This is a genomic window from Bisbaumannia pacifica (assembly GCF_007989625.1).
GTDB classification, from domain to species: Bacteria; Pseudomonadota; Gammaproteobacteria; order Pseudomonadales; family Halomonadaceae; genus Bisbaumannia; species Bisbaumannia pacifica.
In genome coordinates this window covers 70963-89975 of sequence record NZ_BJUK01000005.1, presented here as the reverse complement: position 1 = coordinate 89975, position 19013 = coordinate 70963, and the positions used below count along the sequence as shown (strand labels likewise).

Below are 19013 nucleotides of genomic sequence, written 5' to 3'. Positions count from 1 at the left end.
GGACTCCTGTGGAGACCGCCGCGGCGGGGCCGGGTTCCGATGGCTGCTGGAGAGGGGACGAGTGCGTATAATCGCCCTCCAGGACATCACCTCTCTAGCCAATGGATTCCGAGATGACCGTACGTACCCGTATCGCGCCGTCCCCCACCGGCGACCCCCATGTGGGCACCGCCTATATCGCCCTGTTCAACCTCTGCTTCGCCCGCCAGCAGGGCGGACAGTTCATCCTGCGCATCGAGGACACCGACCGCGAGCGCTCCACCCCCGAGTCGGAGCAGATGATCCTCGATTCCCTGCGCTGGCTGGGCCTGGAGTGGGACGAGGGGCCCGACGTGGGCGGCCCCCATGGGCCCTATCGGCAGAGCGAGCGGGGCGATATCTACGCCGAGTACGCCCGCCAGTTGCTCGACGCCGGCCACGCCTTCAAGTGCTACCGCACCAGCGAGGAGCTCGACGAGCTGCGCGAGACGCGCAAGGCCGCCGGCCTGCAGATGGCCCTCAAGCCCGCCGACCTGGCCCTGCCCGAGGAAGAGGCGGCGCGCCGCGAGCGGGAGGGCTGGCCCTATGTGGTGCGCATGCGGGTCCCCACCGAGGGCACCTGCCGGGTCAAGGATCGCCTGCGCGGGGTGATCGAGGTGGACTGGGCCCAGGTGGATGCCCAGATCCTGCTCAAGTCCGACGGCATGCCCACCTACCACCTGGCCAACGTGGTGGACGACCACCTGATGGGCATCACCCATGTGCTGCGTGGCGAGGAGTGGATCAACTCCGCCCCCAAGCATCAGCTGCTCTACGAGTACTTCGGCTGGGAGATGCCGGAGCTGTGCCATATGCCGCTGCTGCGCAACCCGGACAAGTCGAAGCTCTCCAAGCGCAAGAACCCGACCTCCATCAACTACTACCGGCGCATGGGTTTCCTGCCCCAGGCGGTGACCAACTACCTGGGCCGCATGGGCTGGTCGATGCCCGACGAGCGGGAGAAGTTCTCCCTCGATGAGATGATGGCCCACTTCGATGTCGAGCGGGTCTCCCTGGGCGGGCCGGTCTTCGACCTGGAGAAGCTGACCTGGCTCAACGGCCTCTATATTCGCGAGGACCTGGACGACGACGCCTTCCTCCAGGCGCTACGCGACTGGGCCTTCAACGAGGCCTATGTACGCGAGATCCTGCCCCAGGTGCGCCCGCGGGTGGAGACCCTCTCCGAGGTGATGCCGCTGGCCGGCCACTTCTTCTCCGGCCTGCCGGCCATCGATGAGTCCAGCTTCGCGAGCGTCAAGCTGGAGCGCGACGAGCTGGTGCGCCTGCTGCAGTTCCTGGTGTGGCGCCTGGAAGGCGTCTCGCGCTGGGACAAGGAGAGCCTGCTGGTGGAGGTCAAGGCCCTGGCCGAGGTCTTCGAGCTGAAGATGAAGGCCTTCCTGGCGCCGGTGTTTATCGCCGTGACCGGCTCCGCCACTTCCACCTCGGTACTGGATGCCATGGCGATCCTCGGCTCGGACATGACCCGCGCCCGGCTGCGCCACGCCATCGCCGTGCTGGGGGGCGTCTCCAAGAAGCAGGCCAAGCGCCTGGAGAAGGAATTCCGCGAGCTCAAGTAAAGGACGGGAAGGCGTCATATTTCCGTCGCGAGCGAAGTTAGGCTGGTCGCCGCCGGAGCGCAGCTCCCGGAGTGTAGCCCGCTACATGGGAGACGACCGGGCCGGCGCACCGGCACCGCCGGCGGCCAGCTTTTCACAAAGGGCGCGAGCGCAGCAGGAAATTGACGTTTTACTGTTGACGAAGGCGAGGGAGATCAGTACTATACGCCTCGTCTTCACGAGATGCGGGGCCTTAGCTCAGCTGGGAGAGCGCAACACTGGCAGTGTTGAGGTCAGCGGTTCGATCCCGCTAGGCTCCACCACCATCTCGAGAGTCTGGAAGATGCGTCCCATTCGTCTAGTGGTCTAGGACACCGCCCTTTCACGGCGGTAACAGGGGTTCGAACCCCCTATGGGACGCCACTTTCCACATCACTCCAAGCAAGACCGGCGCCGAAAGGCGTTTTTTTTGTCTCTCGATTCCGGGTCGGCCCCGATCCATGCGGGAGCTTTCCAGCCGGCTTCTCCTCGAATTCTCCCTGCTCGGGCTTGACAACCCTCTTGAGTTGTCCACCTCGGCTGTCATCCTTCTGTCACCCTGTGCACAACCCGGCATCGAGCCGCATGGTTGCGGGGATTCTTATTTTATCCTTTTAAAATCAATAGCTTATAAATGGATAAAAATTGATCAATCTAAGCGTAACCCCCTTGTCATGGCGCCTGCTGGCTCTTTTCTCAAGGTTTTGAACAGCCTTATCCACAGTTTGTGTGGAAAAGCCGTGGCCTGGGGATAAGGGCCGGTGCGTGAGAAGGGCGTGGGATCTCAGGCCCCGGGCGGGGCGCTGCCATCCGCCGCCCCGCGGGGCGGCGGATGGCCCCTGAGGAGCGAGTCAGTCGCGCTGCAATCGCTTGAGTAGCGACGAGGTATCCCAGCGGCCACCGCCCATCGCCTGAACGTCGCCATAGAACTGATCCACCAGGGCGGTCAGCGGCAGGCGAGCCCCCAGTTCCCGGGCCTGGTCGAGGCAGATGGCCAGGTCTTTGCGCATCCAGTCCACCGCGAAGCCGTGGTCGTAGTCGCCCTCGATCATGGTGCGGTGGCGGTGGTCCATCTGCCAGGAGCCGGCGGCGCCCTGGGAGATCACCTCGATCACCCGCTGCGGGTCCAGGTCCGCCTTCTCGGCCAGGTGGAGGCCCTCCGCCAGGCCCTGGACGACGCCGGCCACGCAGATCTGGTTGACCATCTTGGTGAGCTGACCGCTGCCGGCGGGGCCCATATGGGTCACCGCCTTGGCGTAGTGGGCTAGGGTCGTCTCGACCCGGGCGAAGGCCTCGGCCTCGCCACCGCACATGATGGTCAGGGCGCCGTTCTCGGCGCCCTGCTGGCCCCCCGAGACCGGGGCGTCGAGGAAGTCGACGCCGGCCTCGCGGCAGGCGGCGTCGAGCTCCTGGGCCAGGCTCGCCGAGGCGGTGGTGTGATCCACCAGCAGGCTGCCCGGCGCCATGCCCTCGAGGGCGCCCTGCTCGCCGCGAGTGACCTGGCGCACGTCGTCGTCATTGCCGACGCAGACCAGTACCAGGTCGGCGCCAATGGCGGCGTCGCGGGGGGTGGCGTGGTGACTGCCGCCATGTTCGGCGACGAAGGCCTCGGCCTTGGCCGCGCTGCGGTTGTAAACGCGGACCTCTAGGCCCGCCCTGGCCAGATGCCCGGCCATGGGGTAACCCATCACGCCCAGGCCGATAAAGGCGACGGTGGAGGGGGTGGACGCCATCGGGCGACTCCTTTTCGTGGTTGGTGGGGTAAAACACAGAAGGCCGCCCTTGGGGCGGCCTTCCGTGGTGCGTGCTGCGCTGGCGCTTACTCGGTGGGGTAATCGCGTTGCGGATGACCGATATAGAGCTGACGCGGGCGGCCGATCTTGTAGTCGCCGCTGATCATCTCGTGCCAGTGGGAGATCCAGCCGATGGTGCGCGACATGGCGAAGATTACCGTGAACATGTTGGTGGGGATGCCGATCGCCTTGAGGATGATGCCGGAGTAGAAGTCGACATTGGGGTAGAGCTTGCGCTTGACGAAGTACTCGTCCTCCAAGGCGATCTCCTCCAGGCGCTTGGCGATGCGCAGCTGCGGGTCGTCGGCCAGGCCCAGCTGTCCCAGCACCTCGTCGCAAGTCTCCTTCATCACCTTGGCGCGGGGGTCGAAGTTGCGGTAGACCCGGTGACCGAAGCCCATCAGGCGGAAGGGGTCGTCCTTGTCCTTGGCCTTGTCGATAAAGCGCTGGATGTTCTCCTCGGAGTCGTCGCCGATCTCGTCGAGCATGTTCAGCACCGCCTCGTTGGCGCCGCCGTGGGCGGGGCCCCAGAGGGCGGCGATGCCGGCGCTGATGCAGGCGAAGGGGTTGGCGCCGGTGGAGCCGGCCAGGCGCACCGTGGAGGTGGAGGCGTTCTGCTCGTGGTCCGCGTGGAGCATGAAAATGCGATCCATGGCCTTGGCGAAGACCGGATTGATCTGGTACTCCTCGCAGGGGTTGCTGAACATCATGTAGAGGAAGTTTTCCGCGTAGCTCATATCGTTACGCGGATAGTTGAAGGGCTGGCCGATGTTGTACTTGTAGCACATGGCCGCCAGCGTCGGCATCTTGGCGATCAGGCGAATGGCACTGATCTGCCGGTCCTCCTCGCGGGTGATGTCCAGGTGGTCGTGATAGAAGGCCGCCAGGCCGCCGACCACGCCGCATAGGATCGACATGGGGTGGGCGTCGCGACGGAAGCCCTTGTAGAAGTTGGCCAGCTGCTCGTGGACCATGGTGTGGTTGCGGATGGTGCGCTCGAAGGTCTGGTACTCCTCCTTCGAGGGGCGCTCGCCGTTGAGCAGCAGGTAGCAGAGCTCCACGTAGTTGGAGTGCTTGGCCAGCTGGTCGATGGGGTAGCCGCGGTGCAGCAACACGCCCTTGGCGCCATCGATATAGGTGATGGCGGATTGGCAGGAGGATGTGGCCATGAAGCCGGGGTCATAGGTGAAAACGCCCTCGGCCCCCAGGCCGCGGACATCGACCACGTCGGGGCCGACGGTGCCGGAATAGACAGGCAGCTCGATTACCTTGTCCAGCCCTTCGATCGTCAACTGCGCTTTCCTGTCAGCCATGCCGGCCTCCTCTATCTCTTTCGTTTCGGACGATAAGTCGTTGTCTCGCTTGCCATGCTGGCGTAAAAAGTTCGCCCACTATAGAAGCGTGTCGGGGATTGTCAATTAGCCGAAAGGCCCCTTGGCTATACATAAAGTTGTTTTTGTATGATATCTGTATAGATGTTGCTGCCCTGCATCATTGTGCGCTTCTGGTGGTGACGGTCAAGGCTAAACCATGGTCGTGTTCGACACGCTTAGGTTTGTCATGATTAGCCCTTGTCCCTATAATCCACCCCGCGCGACTGGTAGGAATGGAGTCGTGCCGACTTGGCAAACGGCCGAGCCCTTCCTCAAAACCACCGCCCGCTTGGGCCTTGCCCCAACCAGGAAGCGGGCCAAGAGAGTGTGTATAGAGCCGTGAATAGCAAACGACCCGTAAACCTCGACCTGACGACGATCAAGATGCCGCTGCCGGCATTGACGTCGATCACCCACCGCATCACTGGCATCCTTCTCTTCATTGGGCTGATCTTTGCCTTCTGGGCGCTGGATACGTCGCTCTCTTCTCCCGAAGGATTCGACGCCGTCAGTCATGCCCTCTCCCACAACGTTCTCGTCAAGCTCATCGCTTGGGGGCTGCTGTCGGCCTTGGCCTACCACTTCGTGGCCGGCATCAAGCACCTGCTGATGGACATGAACATCGGCGTCACCCTCGAGGGCGGCTTGAAGAAGGCACAGGCCACCGTGGTCATCAGTGCCGTTCTGATCATTCTGGCGGGAGTCTGGGTATGGTAACCAACATTACAAGCTTCGGCCGCAGCGGCCTCTCCGACTGGCTGATCCAGCGCGTCTCCGCGCTGATCCTGGCCGTCTACACACTCTTTATGGTCGGCTATCTGCTGTTCAATCCGGGCCTGGACTACGCGGCCTGGAGCGGGCTCTTCTCCGCCACCTGGATGCGTATCTTCTCGCTGCTGGCCTTCGTCTCCCTGGCGGCCCACGCCTGGGTCGGCCTGTGGACCGTGACCACCGACTACCTCAAGCCCACCGCCGTGCGTATCGCCGTGCAGCTTGTCGTTATCCTGGCCATCTTCGTTTTTCTGGTGTGGGGCATTCAAGTCCTGTGGGGAGCCTGATTCATGTCTAACATGCGTAGCCTGACCTTCGACGCAATCATCATCGGTGGCGGTGGCTCCGGCCTGCGAGCCGCCCTGGAACTGGCCAAGTCCGGCAAGAAGACCGCGGTCCTCTCCAAGGTCTTCCCGACCCGCTCCCACACCGTTTCCGCCCAGGGCGGTATCACCTGCGCCATCGCCTCCGCCGATCCCAACGATGACTGGCGCTGGCACATGTATGACACCGTCAAGGGCGGTGACTACATCACCGACCAGGACGCCGCCGAGTACATGTGTTCCGAGGGCCCCAAAGCGGTCTTCGAACTCGAGCACATGGGCCTGCCGTTCTCGCGCTTCGATAACGGTCGCATCTACCAGCGCCCCTTCGGCGGCCAGTCCAAGGACTTCGGCAAGGGCGGCCAGGCGGCGCGGACCTGTGCCGCCGCCGACCGTACCGGTCATGCCCTGCTGCACACCCTCTACCAGAACAACCTGAAGAACAACACCACCTTCCTCAATGAGTGGTTCGCGGTGGATCTGGTCAAGAACGCCAACGGCGACGTGGTGGGCTGCATCGCCATGTGCATCGAGACCGGCGAAGTGGTGCATGTGAAGTCCAAGGCCACCGTGCTGGCCACCGGCGGCGCCGGCCGCATCTACGCCTCCACCACCAATGCCCTGATCAACACCGGTGACGGCATCGGCATGGCCCTGCGTGCCGGCTTCCCGATGCAGGACATGGAGATGTGGCAGTTCCACCCCACCGGTATCTACGGCGCCGGTACCCTGGTCACCGAGGGGTGCCGCGGCGAGGGTGGCTACCTGATCAACAAGGACGGCGAGCGCTTCATGGAGCGTTATGCCCCCAACGCCAAGGACCTGGCCGGCCGCGACGTGGTCGCGCGCTCCATGGTCATGGAGATCCTCGAGGGCCGTGGTTGCGGCGAAGACGGCGATCACGTCTTCCTCAAGCTGGATCACCTCGGCGAGGAAGTCCTCGGCAAGCGCCTGCCCGGCATCGTCGAGCTCTCCAAGACCTTCGCCCACGTGGATCCGGCCAAGGAGCCGATCCCGGTGGTGCCCACCTGTCACTACATGATGGGCGGCATCCCCACCAACGTTCATGGCCAGGCGATCATGCAGGACGCCGACGGCAACGACCAGATCGTCAACGGCCTGTTCGCCTGTGGCGAGGCGGCCTGCGTCTCGGTGCATGGCGCCAACCGCCTGGGCGGCAACTCGCTGCTCGACCTGGTGGTCTTCGGTCGCGCCGCCGGCATGTTTATCGAGAACGCCCTGAACGAAGGCATCGACTACCTGGACGCCTCCGACTCCGATATCGACTCCGCCATGGCGCGCATGAACCGCTGGAACGAGTCCAGCGGCGGCGAGTCCGTGGCCGAGCTCAAGCGCGAGCTGCAGGGCATCATGCAGAACTCCTTCGGCGTCTTCCGTCAGGAAGACAACATGCAGGAAGGGGTCAAGCAGCTGGCCGAGCTGCGTGGGCGCATCGCCAACGCGCACCTGGAGGACAAGTCCAACGCCTTCAACACCGCGCGTGTCGAGGCCCTGGAGCTGGATAACCTGATGGAAGTGGCCGAGGCCACGGCGATCTCCGCCCTGGAGCGCAAGGAGAGTCGCGGCGCGCACTCCCGCTACGACTACCCGGACCGTGACGACGCCAACTGGCTGAAGCACTCGCTCTACTTCCCGGCCGAGAAGCGGCTTGGCAAGCGCGACGTCAACTTCGCGCCCAAGACCGTCGACACCTTCGAGCCGAAAGTCCGTACCTACTAAGGGGAGCCACGATCCATGCTTCAGGTATCCGTATACCGCTACAACCCGGAGACCGACTCCGCGCCCTATATGCAGGAGTTCCAGGTCGACACCCAGGGCCGTGACGTCATGGTGCTGGACGTCCTGCACATGATGAAGGAGCAGGACAACGGCCTGGCCTATCGTCGCAGCTGCCGCGAGGGGGTGTGTGGCTCCGACGGCATGAACATGAACGGCAAGAACGGCCTGGCCTGCATCACGCCGCTCTCCGAGGTGGTCAAGAACGGCAAGCTGACGCTGCGCCCGCTGCCGGGCCTGCCGGTGGTGCGCGACCTGGTGGTCGACATGGGGCTGTTCTACAAGCAGTACGAACGCATCCAGCCGTACCTGCAGAACGACACCCCGGCGCCGGCCATCGAGCGCCTGCAGTCGCCGGAGGATCGCGACAAGCTCGACGGCCTCTACGAGTGCATCCTGTGCGCCTGCTGCTCCACCTCCTGCCCCTCCTTCTGGTGGAACCCGGACAAGTTCGTGGGCCCGGCCGGCCTGCTCCAGGCCTACCGCTTCCTGGCCGACTCCCGGGACGAGGCGACCCGCGAGCGCCTGGCCGAGCTGGAGGACCCGTTCTCCGTGTTCCGCTGCCGCGGCATCATGAACTGCGTCTCGGTGTGTCCCAAGGGGCTCAACCCGACGCGGGCCATCGGCAAGATTCGCGAGATGTTGCTGGCCAATGCCACTTAAATCCTCGTGGCTTGCTTGGTATCATGGGCGCCGCCCGGCAACTGCGACCCAGTGTCGCAGTTGCCCCGGCCCCGTCGAGGTCAGCCGGTGCCTAGTGCGCCGGCTTTCTTCGAACGATCATCAGGCAGATCGCGCCGGGTACAAGAATAAGTGGCCTGTTTGCAAGCTAAAGCGCCGGATGGATGAACCGCCCGCCGGCAGGGCACCAGGAACGCCGATGCGGCGACCCCCGTGTCAGGCGCCGACAACACCCCATCAGTGCAGGGTGACCGAGAGATGCAAGAAGGCATAATGGAGTTGATGTGGCGCACTTCCCACATGAGTGGTGGCAATGTCCACTATGTGGAAGCGCTCTACGAGCAGTACCTCGTCGATCCCAATGCTGTCCCCGATGAGTGGCGCAACTATTTCGACCAGTTGCCCCGCCCCGAAGGCAGCTCCTCCCAAGACGTCCCCCTTAGTCCGATTCGTGACCAGTTCTATCAGCTAGCCAAGACCCGTCGCCCCGCCCAGGGCGCCGTCGCCGGCGGTGACAGCGGCGACAGCAAGAAGCAGGTCAAGGTCCTCCAGCTGATCAACGCCTACCGCTTCCGTGGCCATCAGCGCGCCAAGATCGATCCCCTCGATCTGCGCAGCCCGACCCCGGTTCCCGACCTGGATCTGGCCTTCCACCAGCTGACCCCCGCGGACCTGGACAGCGAGTTCCAGACCGGCTCGCTGTTTATCGGCAAGGACAAGGCGCCCCTCAAGGAGATCGTCGAGTCCCTGGAGCAGACTTACTGCCGCGCCATCGGCTGTGAGTTCATGCATATCGTCGATACCGAGGAGAAACGCTGGCTGCAGCAGCGCTTCGAGTCGGTGCGCAGCGCGCCCAAGTTCAGCCCCGAGGTGCGCAAGCACGTGCTCGAGCGGTTGACCGCCGCCGAGGGCCTGGAGAACTACCTGGCCTCCAAGTACCCGGGCACCAAGCGCTTCGGCCTGGAGGGCGGCGAGTCCTTCATCCCGATGATGGACGAGCTGATCCAGCGTGCCGGCGGCTACGGCACCAAGGAAGTGGTGATCGGCATGGCCCACCGCGGCCGCCTCAACCTGCTGGTCAATATCCTCGGCAAGAGCCCCTCCGAGCTGATCGAGGAGTTCGACGGCAAGAAGGTCATCGAGCACGGCTCCGGCGACGTCAAGTACCACCAGGGCTTCAGCTCCAACGTCATGACGCCGGGTGGCGAGGTGCACCTGGCGCTGGCCTTCAACCCCTCGCATCTGGAAATCGTCTCGCCGGTGGTGGAGGGCTCGGTGCGTGCCCGCCAGGACCGCCGCAACGACGGCGACGGCACCAAGGTGCTGCCGATCAATGTGCACGGGGATGCGGCCTTCGCCGGTCAGGGCGTGGTCATGGAGACCTTCCAGATGTCCCAGACCCGCGCCTACAAGACCGGTGGCACCCTCCACCTGGTGATCAACAACCAGGTCGGCTTCACCACCTCCAACCCCCTGGACACCCGCTCCACCGAGTACTGCACCGACATCGCCAAGATGGTCCAGGCGCCGATCTTCCACGTCAACGGCGACGATCCCGACGCCGTGCTGCATGCCGCCCAGGTCGCCCTGGACTACCGCATGCAGTTCAAGAAGGACGTGGTCATCGACCTGGTGTGCTACCGTCGCCGCGGCCATAACGAGGCCGACGAGCCCTCCGGCACCCAGCCGATGATGTACGGCAAGATCAAGAACCACCCCAGCTCCCGGGCGATCTACGCCAAGCGCCTGGTGGAGCAGGGCGTGCTCTCCGAGGAGGCGGCCAAGCAACTGGTCGAGACCTACCGGGAAGACCTGCTGGCCGGCAATCACGTGGCCAACGCCCTGGTCAAGGAGCCCAACAAGTCGCTGTTCGTCGACTGGGCCCCCTACCTGGGCCATGAGTGGACCGGCGACGCCGATACCACCGTGGACATGAAGCGCCTGCAGCAGCTGGCCGCCAAGATGTGCGAGATCCCCGATGGCGTCGCCGTGCAGCGCCAGGTGGCCAAGATCTATGAGGATCGTCGCAAGATGCAGGCCGGCGGCATGGCCCTGAACTGGGGCTTCGCCGAGACCCTGGCCTACGCCACCCTGCTCGATCAGGGGCATCCGATCCGCATCACCGGCCAGGACGTGGGCCGCGGCACCTTCTCCCACCGCCATGCGGTGGTGCATAACCAGAAGGACGGCAGCACCTATGTGCCGCTGGAGCATATCGCCGACGGGCAGCCGCGCTTCACCATCCACGACTCCTTCCTTTCGGAAGAAGCCGTGCTGGCCTTCGAGTACGGCTATGCCACCACCATGCCCAATGCGCTGAATATCTGGGAGGCGCAGTTCGGCGACTTCTTCAACGGCGCCCAGGTGGTGGTGGATCAGTTCATCTCCTCCGGCGAGACCAAGTGGGGCCGGCTGTGTGGCCTGACCCTGCTGCTGCCCCACGGCTACGAGGGACAGGGGCCCGAGCACTCCTCGGCGCGCCTGGAGCGCTTCCTGCAGCTGTGCGCCGAGCACAACATGCAGGTCTGCGTGCCCACCACCCCGGCACAGATCTTCCATCTGCTGCGTCGCCAGGTGATCCGCCCGCTGCGCAAGCCCCTGGTGGTGATGTCGCCGAAGAGCCTGCTGCGCCACAAGGAAGCCACCTCCAGCCTCGATGAGCTGGCCCACGGCAAGTTCCAGATGGTGCTGCCCGACCAGGGCAAGCTCGAGGCGGAGAAGGTCAAGCGCGTGGTGTTGTGTTCCGGCAAGGTCTACTACGACCTGGCCGGCTACCGCGTCGACCAGGAGCGCGACGACACCGCCATCGTGCGCCTGGAGCAGCTCTACCCCTTCCCCAAGGAGGAGCTCTATCAGGCCCTCAAGACCTACCCCAACCTGGAACAGGTGGTGTGGTGTCAGGAGGAGCCCCTCAACCAGGGCGCCTGGTATTCCAGTCAGCACCATATGCGGGCCGTCGCCGACATGCTCAAGGACGGCCTGGGCCGCGACCTCAAGTTCGCCGGTCGTCCGGCCTCGGCGGCTCCCGCCGCGGGCTATATGTCGGTACACGTAGAACAGCAGCGCCAACTGGTGGACGACGCCTTCAACCTGTAAGGCGCCCACCGGACGAGAGAATACACAAGGGAAACGACCAAGATGGCTACCGAGATCAAAGCGCCTACCTTTCCTGAGTCCGTTGCCGAAGGCAGCGTGGCGGCCTGGCACAAGCAGCCGGGGGACAGCGTCGAGCGCGACGAGCTGATCGTCGAGATCGAGACCGACAAGGTGGTGCTGGAAGTGCTGGCTCCCGAGGCCGGCACCCTGGCCGAGATCAAGGCCGAGGAGGGCGACACCGTGGCCTCCGAGCAGGTGCTGGGCACACTCGGCGCCGCCGGCGACAAGGCCGAGGCGAAGAGCGAGGCCAAGAGTGACGCCGCCCCGGCCAAGACCGAGGCGCCCGCCGCCTCCGGCAAGCAGCACGAGGTGAAGGCGCCGACCTTCCCCGAATCGATCCAGGAAGGCACCGTGGCCGGCTGGAGCAAGCAGGTCGGCGAGGCGGTCAAGCGCGACGAGGTGCTGGCCGAGATCGAGACCGACAAGGTGGTGCTGGAAGTGGTCGCCCCGGCCGACGGCGCCCTGGTGGAGATCAAGGCCGAAGAGGGCAGCCAGGTGGCCTCCGAAGAGGTGCTGGCGGTCTTCGCCGAGGGCGCCGGCGGCGAAGCCGCGCCGGCCGCCGAGGCGCCGAGCGCGGCCGCGGACGAAGGGGCCGACGAGAAGGTCGGCGACAAGATCCTCGCCCCGGCGGCCCGCAAGCTGGTCGCCGAGCATGACCTGGACGTGGCCAAGATCGACGGCACCGGCAAGGGCGGTCGCATCCTCAAGGAAGACGTGCAGCGCGCCATCCAGGCCGGCAACGCCAAGAAGGCCAAGGCCGCCGCGGCGCCGGCCGCTCCGGCCGCGGCCCCGGTGGCCGAGGGCGAGCGTCCCGAGAAGCGCGTGCCGATGAGCCGCCTGCGCCAGACCATCGCCAAGCGCCTGGTCCAGGCCCAGCAGACCGCCGCCATGCTGACCACCTACAACGAGGTGGACATGAGCGCGGTGATGGGCCTGCGTGCCCAGTACAAGGACACCTTCCTCAAGGCCCACGACACCAAGCTCGGCTTCATGGGCTTCTTCGTCAAGGCCGCCACCGAGGCGCTCAAGCGCTTCCCGGACGTCAACGCCTCCATCGATGGCAGCGATATCGTCTACCACGGCTACCAGGACATCGGCGTGGCGGTGTCCACCCCGCGTGGCCTGGTGGTTCCCGTCCTGCGTGACACCTCGAGCATGTCGCTGGCCGACGTGGAGAAAGGCATCGTCGATTTCGGCAAGCGCGCCCGCGACGGCAAGCTGGGCATCGACGAGATGCAGGGCGGTACCTTCACAATTACAAATGGGGGCATCTTCGGCTCACTGATGTCGACGCCGATTCTGAATCCGCCGCAAACCGCCATCCTGGGCATGCACAAGATCCAGGAACGACCCATGGCGGTGAACGGCAAGGTCGAAATTCGTCCGATGATGTACCTGGCGCTCTCCTACGACCACCGCATGATCGACGGCAAGGACGCGGTACAGTTCCTGGTCGCCGTCAAGGATCTGCTGGAGGATCCGGCACGCCTGCTGCTGGACGTCTAAGCGCCAACCATCGGACTCAAACGCGAACCGATCAACAGGAAAGATTCAATGGCCGATAAATTTGATGTGATCGTCATCGGTGCTGGCCCCGGCGGCTATGTGGCCGCCATCCGTGCCGCCCAGCTGGGGCTGAAGACCGCCTGTGTCGAGAAGTGGATCGGCAAGGAAGGCAATGTCGTCCACGGCGGCACCTGCCTGAACGTGGGCTGCATCCCGTCCAAGGCGCTGCTCGAGGCCTCCCACAAGTTCGTCGAGGCGCAGCACGACTTCGACGACATGGGCATCCAGGCCGGCGACGTCAAGATGGACGTCAAGAAGATGATGGCCCGCAAGGACAAGATCGTTAAGAACCTGACCGGCGGCATCGCCGGCCTGTTCAAGGCCAATGGCGTCACCGCCCTTGAAGGCGCCGGCAAGGTGCTCTCCGGCAAGCAGGTCGAGGTCAGCAAGGATGGCGAGAGCGCCGTCTACGAGGCCGACCATATCGTCATCGCCTCCGGCTCGGTGCCGGTAGAGATCCCGCCGACCCCGCTCACCGAGGGCCTGATCGTCGATTCCACCGGCGCCCTGGAGTTCCAGGAAACGCCCAAGCGTCTCGGCGTGATCGGCGCCGGCGTGATCGGCCTGGAGCTGGGTAGCGTGTGGAACCGCCTGGGCTCCGAGGTCACCGTGCTCGAGGCCATGGACTCCTTCCTGCCGATGGTCGATAGCGCCATCGCCAAGGAGACCCAGAAGCTCCTCAAGAAGCAGGGCATGGACATCAAGCTGGGTGCCCGGGTCACCGGCTCCGAGGTCAAGGGCGACGAGGTGGTGGTCAAGTACACCGACGCCAATGGCGAGCAGGAGCAGGTCTTCGACAAGCTGATCGTCTGCGTGGGTCGCCGCCCCTATACCCAGGGCCTGCTGGGCGACGACGCCGGCGTCAAGCTCGACGAGCGCGGCTTTATCTTCGTCGACGACCAGTGCCGCACCAGCGTGCCGGGCGTCTACGCCATCGGTGACGTGGTGCGCGGCCCGATGCTGGCCCACAAGGCCTCCGAAGAGGGCATCATGGTGGCCGATATCATCGCCGGCCATAAGGCCGAGATGAACTACGACGCCATCCCCAGCGTCATCTACACCTTCCCGGAAGTGGCCTGGGTCGGCATGACCGAGCAGGACGCCAAGGCCCAGGGCATCGAGGTCAAGACCGGCGCCTTCCCGTTCGCCGCCAGCGGCCGCGCCATGGCCAACAACGCCACCGAAGGTCAGGCCAAGATCATCGCCGATGCTGAGACCGACCGCATCCTGGGCATGCATATCGTCGGCCAGCATGCCGGCGAGATGATCGCCCAGGGCGTGATCGCCATGGAGTTCGGCTCCAGCGCCGAGGACCTGGCGCTGACCTGTTATGCGCACCCGACTATGTCGGAAGCGGTCCATGAAGCGGCACTCGCCGTGGAAGGGCACGCCATTCACATGGCCAACCGCAAGAAGCGCAAGTAAGACAACAAGCGCCGCCCGCGGGCGGCGCGGCGCGCCCGGCGATGTATCGGGCGCGATCGGTGGTGACCCGGCCAGCGTCGTTTCGGCGTAGCGCCGTGGTCACCGTTCGAGTCACATGCAACCAATGGCATGACACGATGAACCTTCACGAGTATCAGGGCAAACAGCTGTTTGCCGACTATGGTCTGCCGGTGTCCAAGGGCTTCGCCGTGGACACTCCCGAGGAAGCCGCCGAGGCCTGCAAGAAGATCGGTGGCGACATGTGGGTCGTCAAGGCCCAGGTGCACGCCGGTGGTCGCGGCAAGGCCGGTGGCGTCAAGCTGATCAAGGACCCGGCCGAGGCCAAGGCCTTCGCCGAGCAGTGGCTGGGCAAGAACCTGGTGACCTACCAGACCGACGCCAACGGTCAGCCGGTCTCCAAGATCCTGGTCGAGAACTGCACCGATATCGCCTCCGAGCTCTACCTGGGCGCCGTGGTCGACCGTACCACCCGTCGCGTGGTCTTCATGGCCTCCACCGAAGGCGGCGTGGAGATCGAGAAGGTCGCCGAGGAGACTCCCGAGAAGATCCTCAAGGCCGAGATCGACCCGCTGGTCGGCGCGCAGCCCTACCAGGCCCGTGAGCTGGCCTTCGCCCTGGGCCTGTCCGGCAACCAGGTGAAGCAGTTCACCAAGATCTTCCTGGGCCTGTCCAAGCTGTTCCACGACAAGGATCTGGCACTGCTCGAGATCAACCCGCTGGTGATCACCGACGAAGGCAACCTGCACTGCCTCGACGCCAAGATCAACCTGGACAGCAACGCCCTCTACCGTCACCCGGACCTGCAGGCGATGCGCGATCCCTCCCAGGAGGACGCTCGCGAGGCCGAGGCGGCGAAGTGGGAGCTGAACTACGTGGCCCTCGACGGCAACATCGGCTGCATGGTCAACGGCGCCGGCCTGGCCATGGGCACCATGGACATCGTCAACCTCAACGGCGGCAAGCCGGCCAACTTCCTCGACGTGGGCGGTGGTGCCACCAAGGAGCGGGTCGCCGAGGCGTTCAAGCTGATCCTCTCCGACGACAACGTCAAGGCGGTACTGGTCAACATCTTCGGCGGCATCGTGCGCTGTGACATGATCGCCGAGGGCATCATCGGTGCCGTCGAGCAGGTCGGCGTCAACGTGCCGGTCGTGGTGCGCCTGGAAGGCACCAACGCCGAGCTGGGTGCCGAGAAGCTGGCCTCCAGCGGTCTGAACATCATCGCTGCGACCAGCCTGAGCGACGCCGCTCAGCAGGTGGTCAAGGCAGCGGAGGGCAAGTAATGAGCATCCTGATCGACAAGAACACCAAGGTCATCTGCCAGGGCTTCACCGGCGGCCAGGGGACCTTCCACTCCGAGCAGGCGATCGCCTACGGCACCCAGATGGTCGGCGGCGTGACTCCGGGCAAGGGCGGCCAGACCCACCTGGGCCTGCCGGTGTTCAACACCGTCAAGGAAGCCGTGGAAGCCACCGGCGCCGAGGCCAGCGTGATCTACGTGCCGGCCCCGTTCTGCAAGGACTCCATCCTGGAAGCCGCCAACGGCGGCATCAAGCTGATCGTCTGCATCACCGAGGGCATCCCCACCCTCGACATGCTCGACGCCAAGGTGAAGTGCGACGAGCTGGGCGTGCGCCTGATCGGCCCGAACTGCCCCGGCGTGATCACCCCGGGCGAGTGCAAGATCGGCATCATGCCGGGTCATATCCACAAGCCGGGCAAGGTGGGTATCGTCTCCCGCTCCGGCACCCTGACCTATGAAGCCGTCAAGCAGACCACCGACCACGGCTTCGGCCAGTCCACCTGCGTGGGCATCGGTGGCGACCCGATCCCGGGCTCCAACTTCATCGACATCCTCGAGATGTTCGAGAAGGACCCGCAGACCGAAGCCATCGTGATGATCGGTGAGATCGGCGGTACCGCCGAGGAAGAGGCCGCCGCCTTTATCAAGGCCAACGTCTCCAAGCCGGTGGTCTCCTACATCGCCGGCGTGACCGCTCCTCCGGGCAAGCGCATGGGCCATGCGGGCGCCATCATCTCCGGTGGCAAGGGCACCGCGGACGAGAAGTTCGCCGCCCTGGAAGACGCCGGCGTCAAGACCGTGCGCTCCCTGGCGCATATCGGCGATGCCCTGAAGGAAGTGACCGGCTGGTAAGCCATCACCGCCTCAGACGCGCAGCAAAGGGCACCCCTCGGGGTGCCCTTTTTCGTGGGCGCTCAGGAGGCGACCGGGCGTGCCAGCCAGCGGCTCGCCTGGACGGCGAATACCGGGGCCCCGGCGAGCAGGTAGAGGTGATAGCTGATCAGGCGCCAGATCACCACGGCGGCGGCGGCCTGGTCGCGCTCCATCAGCGGCAACAGCAGGGCGCCGACGCTGAGCTCGGCGGTGCCGGCGCCGCCGGGCAGCACGCTGAGCTGGCTGGCCGCCATGGCCAGCATCTGTACCAGGAAGGTCCAGGCCCAGTCGGCCAGCGCCTCACCCTGGCCGGCGACGCCGAGCACGGCCAGGTAGAGCAGGCTATAGCGCAGCAGCCAGTGTAGGGCGCAGAGGGCGAAGACCGCCGACAGCACCCGCGGCGGCAGGCGCAGGGTGGCGATCAGGGTGCGCCGGGCGGCGAGCAGTTGGCGGGCGAGACGGCGGCGGCGTCGCGGGCCGGGCCAGGCGAGCCACGGAGTGCGGCGCAGTAGCCGCGGTAGCGCCGCCAGGGCCAGCCCCAGGCCGCCAAGCAGCAGACCCAGGCCGAGCAGGGCGCCGGCCATCAGGGCGCGGTGCGGCCAGTCGATGGCGCCGGTCAGGGTCGCCGTGACCAGCAGGCCGAGCATCAGGGCGAAGAACAGCAGGTCGCAGGCCTGGTCGACCAGGTAGATGGCCGAGGCGCGGGCCGGGGGGTAGCCGCGACGGGCCAGCAGCAGCAGGAAGGTGGCGGCTCCGCCGCTGCCCCCCGGGGTGGCGCAGAGGGCGAACTTGGCGGCCATCTCGAGGGCCAGGGCGCCGTCCTGGCCCAGGCGCCCGGCGCGGCCCGAGAACAGCAGGCGCCAGCGGGCGGCATTGAGGTTCCAGCACAGCACGGCGATGGCCGTCATCAGCGCCAGCAGGGGGAGCGGGAAGGCGGCCAGCGCCGCCAGGGTCCCCTCGCCTCCCAGCCACCAGGGCAGCAGCAGGGGCGTCAGCAGTGCCAGGGCCAGCGGGCCGAGATGGTACCAACGCCAGCCCGTCGCCCGGCGCGGCGTCGTGGTCCCCGCATGCCCCGGACGGTCGTATGAGGCGTGTCGCGCAGCGGGGGCGCAGGGTGGGCGCGGTGCCGTCATCCCCGCTCGACCCGAGCGGCATCGGGACGGTCCTCTCCGCGGACCAGGGTCGCATAGTGGCGGCTCAGGTCGCCGATCACCCTGTCCCAGTCGAAATGGCGCTCCACATGGCGACGCGCGTGGCGCCCCATGGCCGCCGGATCATTGAGAAACAGCTCCGCGACGGCGCGGGCCATGTCCGCCGGATCGCATGGGCGGCAGAGGATGCCGGCGCCCAGGGGAATGGTCTCCTTGAGGGCGCCGGCGCGGGCGGCGACCACCGGCAGGCCGCTGGCCATGGCCTCCTGGGCCACCAGGCCGAAGGTCTCCCGGGTGCCGGCATGCAGCATGGCATCGGCGCTGGCCAGGGCGCGCGCCACCTCGTCGGGCGGACAGTAGCGGGGCACCACCGTGACGTTGTCGGGGACGCGGCGGGGCATGCCGGGACCCATCAGCAGCAGGTGGTAGTCGGCCCCCAGGCGGGCCAGGGTGCCCAGCAGCACGTCCACCTGCTTCTCGGGGGAGCAGCGCCCGGCGAAGACCAGCAGGCGCTGACCATCGTGAAGCCCTAGGCGCTCGCGCAACCCCGGGTCGCGGTGGCGGGGGTGGAAGGCCGCCAGGTCGACTCCCAGGGGCTGCAGGCGCACGCCCTTTACCCCCCAGTCGTCGAGGCGCTGGGCCATGGCGCTACAGGGCGTCAGCACGCTGTCGAAGCGCCCATAGAGGTCGCGCACATAGCGCCGCAGGCGTTGGCCGATCCGAGGACCGAAGCGGTCGCCCATCAGCCGCGGTAGGTCGGAGTGGTAGAAGCCCACCACCGGAACATCCAGGGCACGCCCGGCCTCCAGGGCCGCCCAGGCGGTGACATAGGGGTCGCCCGCCTCGATCAGATCGGGACGCATCTCGATCAGGGCCTCGCGCCAGGGGCCCCGGCGTAGCGGGAAGCGGTAGCCCTGGCCCAGGGGCAGGCGTGGGGCGGGAAGGGTGTGTACGCCACCCAGGGCGCTACGCTCGGCCCCCGGCACCAGCAGGCTGGTGCGCAGGTCGGGGTGGCCGGCCAGCACGCGCCGCTTGGCCTCGAGGTAGGTGCGCACGCCGCCGCTGGCCGGGGCGTGGAACATGGTGATATCGACGAGATGCAAGGGGCCCTCCTGGCGCTGTCATGCCTGACGGCCAGGGTAGGGCAGGGATACGACAGTTCGGCGA

14 protein-coding genes and 2 tRNA genes are annotated in these 19013 nt (G+C 65.9%); 12 read left to right on the top strand and 4 right to left on the bottom strand.

Going from position 1 to position 19013, the window contains the following annotated elements; translation table 11 throughout:
- Nucleotides 1-113: 113 nt before the first annotated feature.
- From gltX to HPA02_RS03170, 3 genes are all read left to right on the top strand, one after another.
- Nucleotides 114-1595, top strand: a complete 1482-nt coding sequence (gltX, locus tag HPA02_RS03180; protein WP_146801630.1) for a glutamate--tRNA ligase — start codon at nucleotides 114-116, stop codon at nucleotides 1593-1595.
- Nucleotides 1596-1821: 226 nt separating this feature from the next.
- Nucleotides 1822-1897: transfer RNA gene (locus HPA02_RS03175), tRNA-Ala, on the top strand.
- Between the two features lie 24 nt (nucleotides 1898-1921).
- A tRNA-Glu gene (locus HPA02_RS03170) sits at nucleotides 1922-1997 on the top strand.
- 467 nt (nucleotides 1998-2464) lie between these two features.
- Here the strand turns inward: HPA02_RS03170 and HPA02_RS03165 are convergent.
- Together HPA02_RS03165 and gltA are read right to left on the bottom strand one after the other, a co-directional pair.
- Nucleotides 2465-3346, bottom strand: coding sequence for an NAD(P)-dependent oxidoreductase (locus tag HPA02_RS03165; protein WP_146801629.1), 882 nt, complete (start codon nucleotides 3344-3346; stop codon nucleotides 2465-2467).
- An 86-nt stretch (nucleotides 3347-3432) separates the two neighbouring features.
- Nucleotides 3433-4719: a citrate synthase gene (gltA, locus tag HPA02_RS03160; RefSeq protein ID WP_146801628.1), complete on the bottom strand. Its 1287-nt coding sequence runs from the start codon at nucleotides 4717-4719 to the stop codon at nucleotides 3433-3435.
- Nucleotides 4720-5118: 399 nt separating this feature from the next.
- On the opposite strand from gltA, the gene sdhC reads away from it, so the two are divergent.
- From sdhC to sucD, 9 genes are all read left to right on the top strand, one after another.
- Nucleotides 5119-5496, top strand: coding sequence for a succinate dehydrogenase, cytochrome b556 subunit (gene sdhC / locus HPA02_RS03155; RefSeq protein ID WP_198057509.1), 378 nt, complete (start codon nucleotides 5119-5121; stop codon nucleotides 5494-5496).
- On the top strand, nucleotides 5490-5837 hold the full coding sequence (gene sdhD / locus HPA02_RS03150) for a succinate dehydrogenase, hydrophobic membrane anchor protein (protein WP_146801626.1): 348 nt from the start codon (nucleotides 5490-5492) through the stop codon (nucleotides 5835-5837). The genes sdhC and sdhD overlap by 7 nt, the downstream gene beginning before the upstream one ends.
- 3 nt (nucleotides 5838-5840) lie before the next feature.
- Entirely contained in the window at nucleotides 5841-7613 is a 1773-nt protein-coding gene (sdhA, locus tag HPA02_RS03145) for a succinate dehydrogenase flavoprotein subunit (protein WP_146801625.1), read from the top strand.
- 15 nt (nucleotides 7614-7628) lie between these two features.
- A complete protein-coding gene (locus tag HPA02_RS03140) occupies nucleotides 7629-8333 on the top strand; it encodes a succinate dehydrogenase iron-sulfur subunit (RefSeq protein ID WP_146801624.1) in 705 nt (234 codons plus the stop codon).
- Between the two features lie 276 nt (nucleotides 8334-8609).
- Nucleotides 8610-11447: a 2-oxoglutarate dehydrogenase E1 component gene (locus HPA02_RS03135; protein WP_146801623.1), complete on the top strand. Its 2838-nt coding sequence runs from the start codon at nucleotides 8610-8612 to the stop codon at nucleotides 11445-11447.
- Nucleotides 11448-11489: 42 nt separating this feature from the next.
- Nucleotides 11490-13013: a 2-oxoglutarate dehydrogenase complex dihydrolipoyllysine-residue succinyltransferase gene (odhB, locus tag HPA02_RS03130; RefSeq protein ID WP_146801622.1), complete on the top strand. Its 1524-nt coding sequence runs from the start codon at nucleotides 11490-11492 to the stop codon at nucleotides 13011-13013.
- A 48-nt stretch (nucleotides 13014-13061) separates the two neighbouring features.
- Nucleotides 13062-14498, top strand: coding sequence for a dihydrolipoyl dehydrogenase (gene lpdA, locus HPA02_RS03125; protein ID WP_146801621.1), 1437 nt, complete (start codon nucleotides 13062-13064; stop codon nucleotides 14496-14498).
- 137 nt (nucleotides 14499-14635) lie between these two features.
- Entirely contained in the window at nucleotides 14636-15802 is a 1167-nt protein-coding gene (sucC, locus tag HPA02_RS03120; RefSeq protein ID WP_146801620.1) for an ADP-forming succinate--CoA ligase subunit beta, read from the top strand.
- Nucleotides 15802-16674, top strand: a complete 873-nt coding sequence (gene sucD / locus HPA02_RS03115; protein WP_146801619.1) for a succinate--CoA ligase subunit alpha — start codon at nucleotides 15802-15804, stop codon at nucleotides 16672-16674. Before sucC ends, sucD begins: the two co-directional genes overlap by 1 nt.
- Before the next feature lie 62 nt (nucleotides 16675-16736).
- Here the strand turns inward: sucD and gpgF are convergent, their stop codons facing one another.
- Together gpgF and gpgS are read right to left on the bottom strand one after the other, a co-directional pair.
- Entirely contained in the window at nucleotides 16737-17828 is a 1092-nt protein-coding gene (gene gpgF, locus HPA02_RS03110; RefSeq protein WP_146801618.1) for a glucosaminyl phosphatidylglycerol flippase, read from the bottom strand.
- Nucleotides 17825-18949 (bottom strand): N-acetylglucosaminyl phosphatidylglycerol synthase, encoded by a 1125-nt coding sequence (gpgS, locus tag HPA02_RS03105; RefSeq protein WP_146801617.1) that lies wholly within the window; start codon nucleotides 18947-18949, stop codon nucleotides 17825-17827. Before gpgS ends, gpgF begins: the two co-directional genes overlap by 4 nt.
- Nucleotides 18950-19013: the final 64 nt, after the last annotated feature.

Coding starts and splice junctions, on each gene's coding strand:
- HPA02_RS03165 (WP_146801629.1), bottom strand. CDS start 3,346: ATGGCGTCCACCCCCTCCACCGTCGCCTTTATCGGCCTGGGCGTGATG.
- gltA (WP_146801628.1), bottom strand. CDS start 4,719: ATGGCTGACAGGAAAGCGCAGTTGACGATCGAAGGGCTGGACAAGGTA.
- sdhA (WP_146801625.1), top strand. CDS start 5,841: ATGTCTAACATGCGTAGCCTGACCTTCGACGCAATCATCATCGGTGGC.
- gltX (WP_146801630.1), top strand. CDS start 114: ATGACCGTACGTACCCGTATCGCGCCGTCCCCCACCGGCGACCCCCAT.
- lpdA (WP_146801621.1), top strand. CDS start 13,062: ATGGCCGATAAATTTGATGTGATCGTCATCGGTGCTGGCCCCGGCGGC.
- HPA02_RS03140 (WP_146801624.1), top strand. CDS start 7,629: ATGCTTCAGGTATCCGTATACCGCTACAACCCGGAGACCGACTCCGCG.
- sucD (WP_146801619.1), top strand. CDS start 15,802: ATGAGCATCCTGATCGACAAGAACACCAAGGTCATCTGCCAGGGCTTC.
- odhB (WP_146801622.1), top strand. CDS start 11,490: ATGGCTACCGAGATCAAAGCGCCTACCTTTCCTGAGTCCGTTGCCGAA.
- sucC (WP_146801620.1), top strand. CDS start 14,636: ATGAACCTTCACGAGTATCAGGGCAAACAGCTGTTTGCCGACTATGGT.
- HPA02_RS03135 (WP_146801623.1), top strand. CDS start 8,610: ATGCAAGAAGGCATAATGGAGTTGATGTGGCGCACTTCCCACATGAGT.
- gpgF (WP_146801618.1), bottom strand. CDS start 17,828: ATGACGGCACCGCGCCCACCCTGCGCCCCCGCTGCGCGACACGCCTCA.
- sdhD (WP_146801626.1), top strand. CDS start 5,490: ATGGTAACCAACATTACAAGCTTCGGCCGCAGCGGCCTCTCCGACTGG.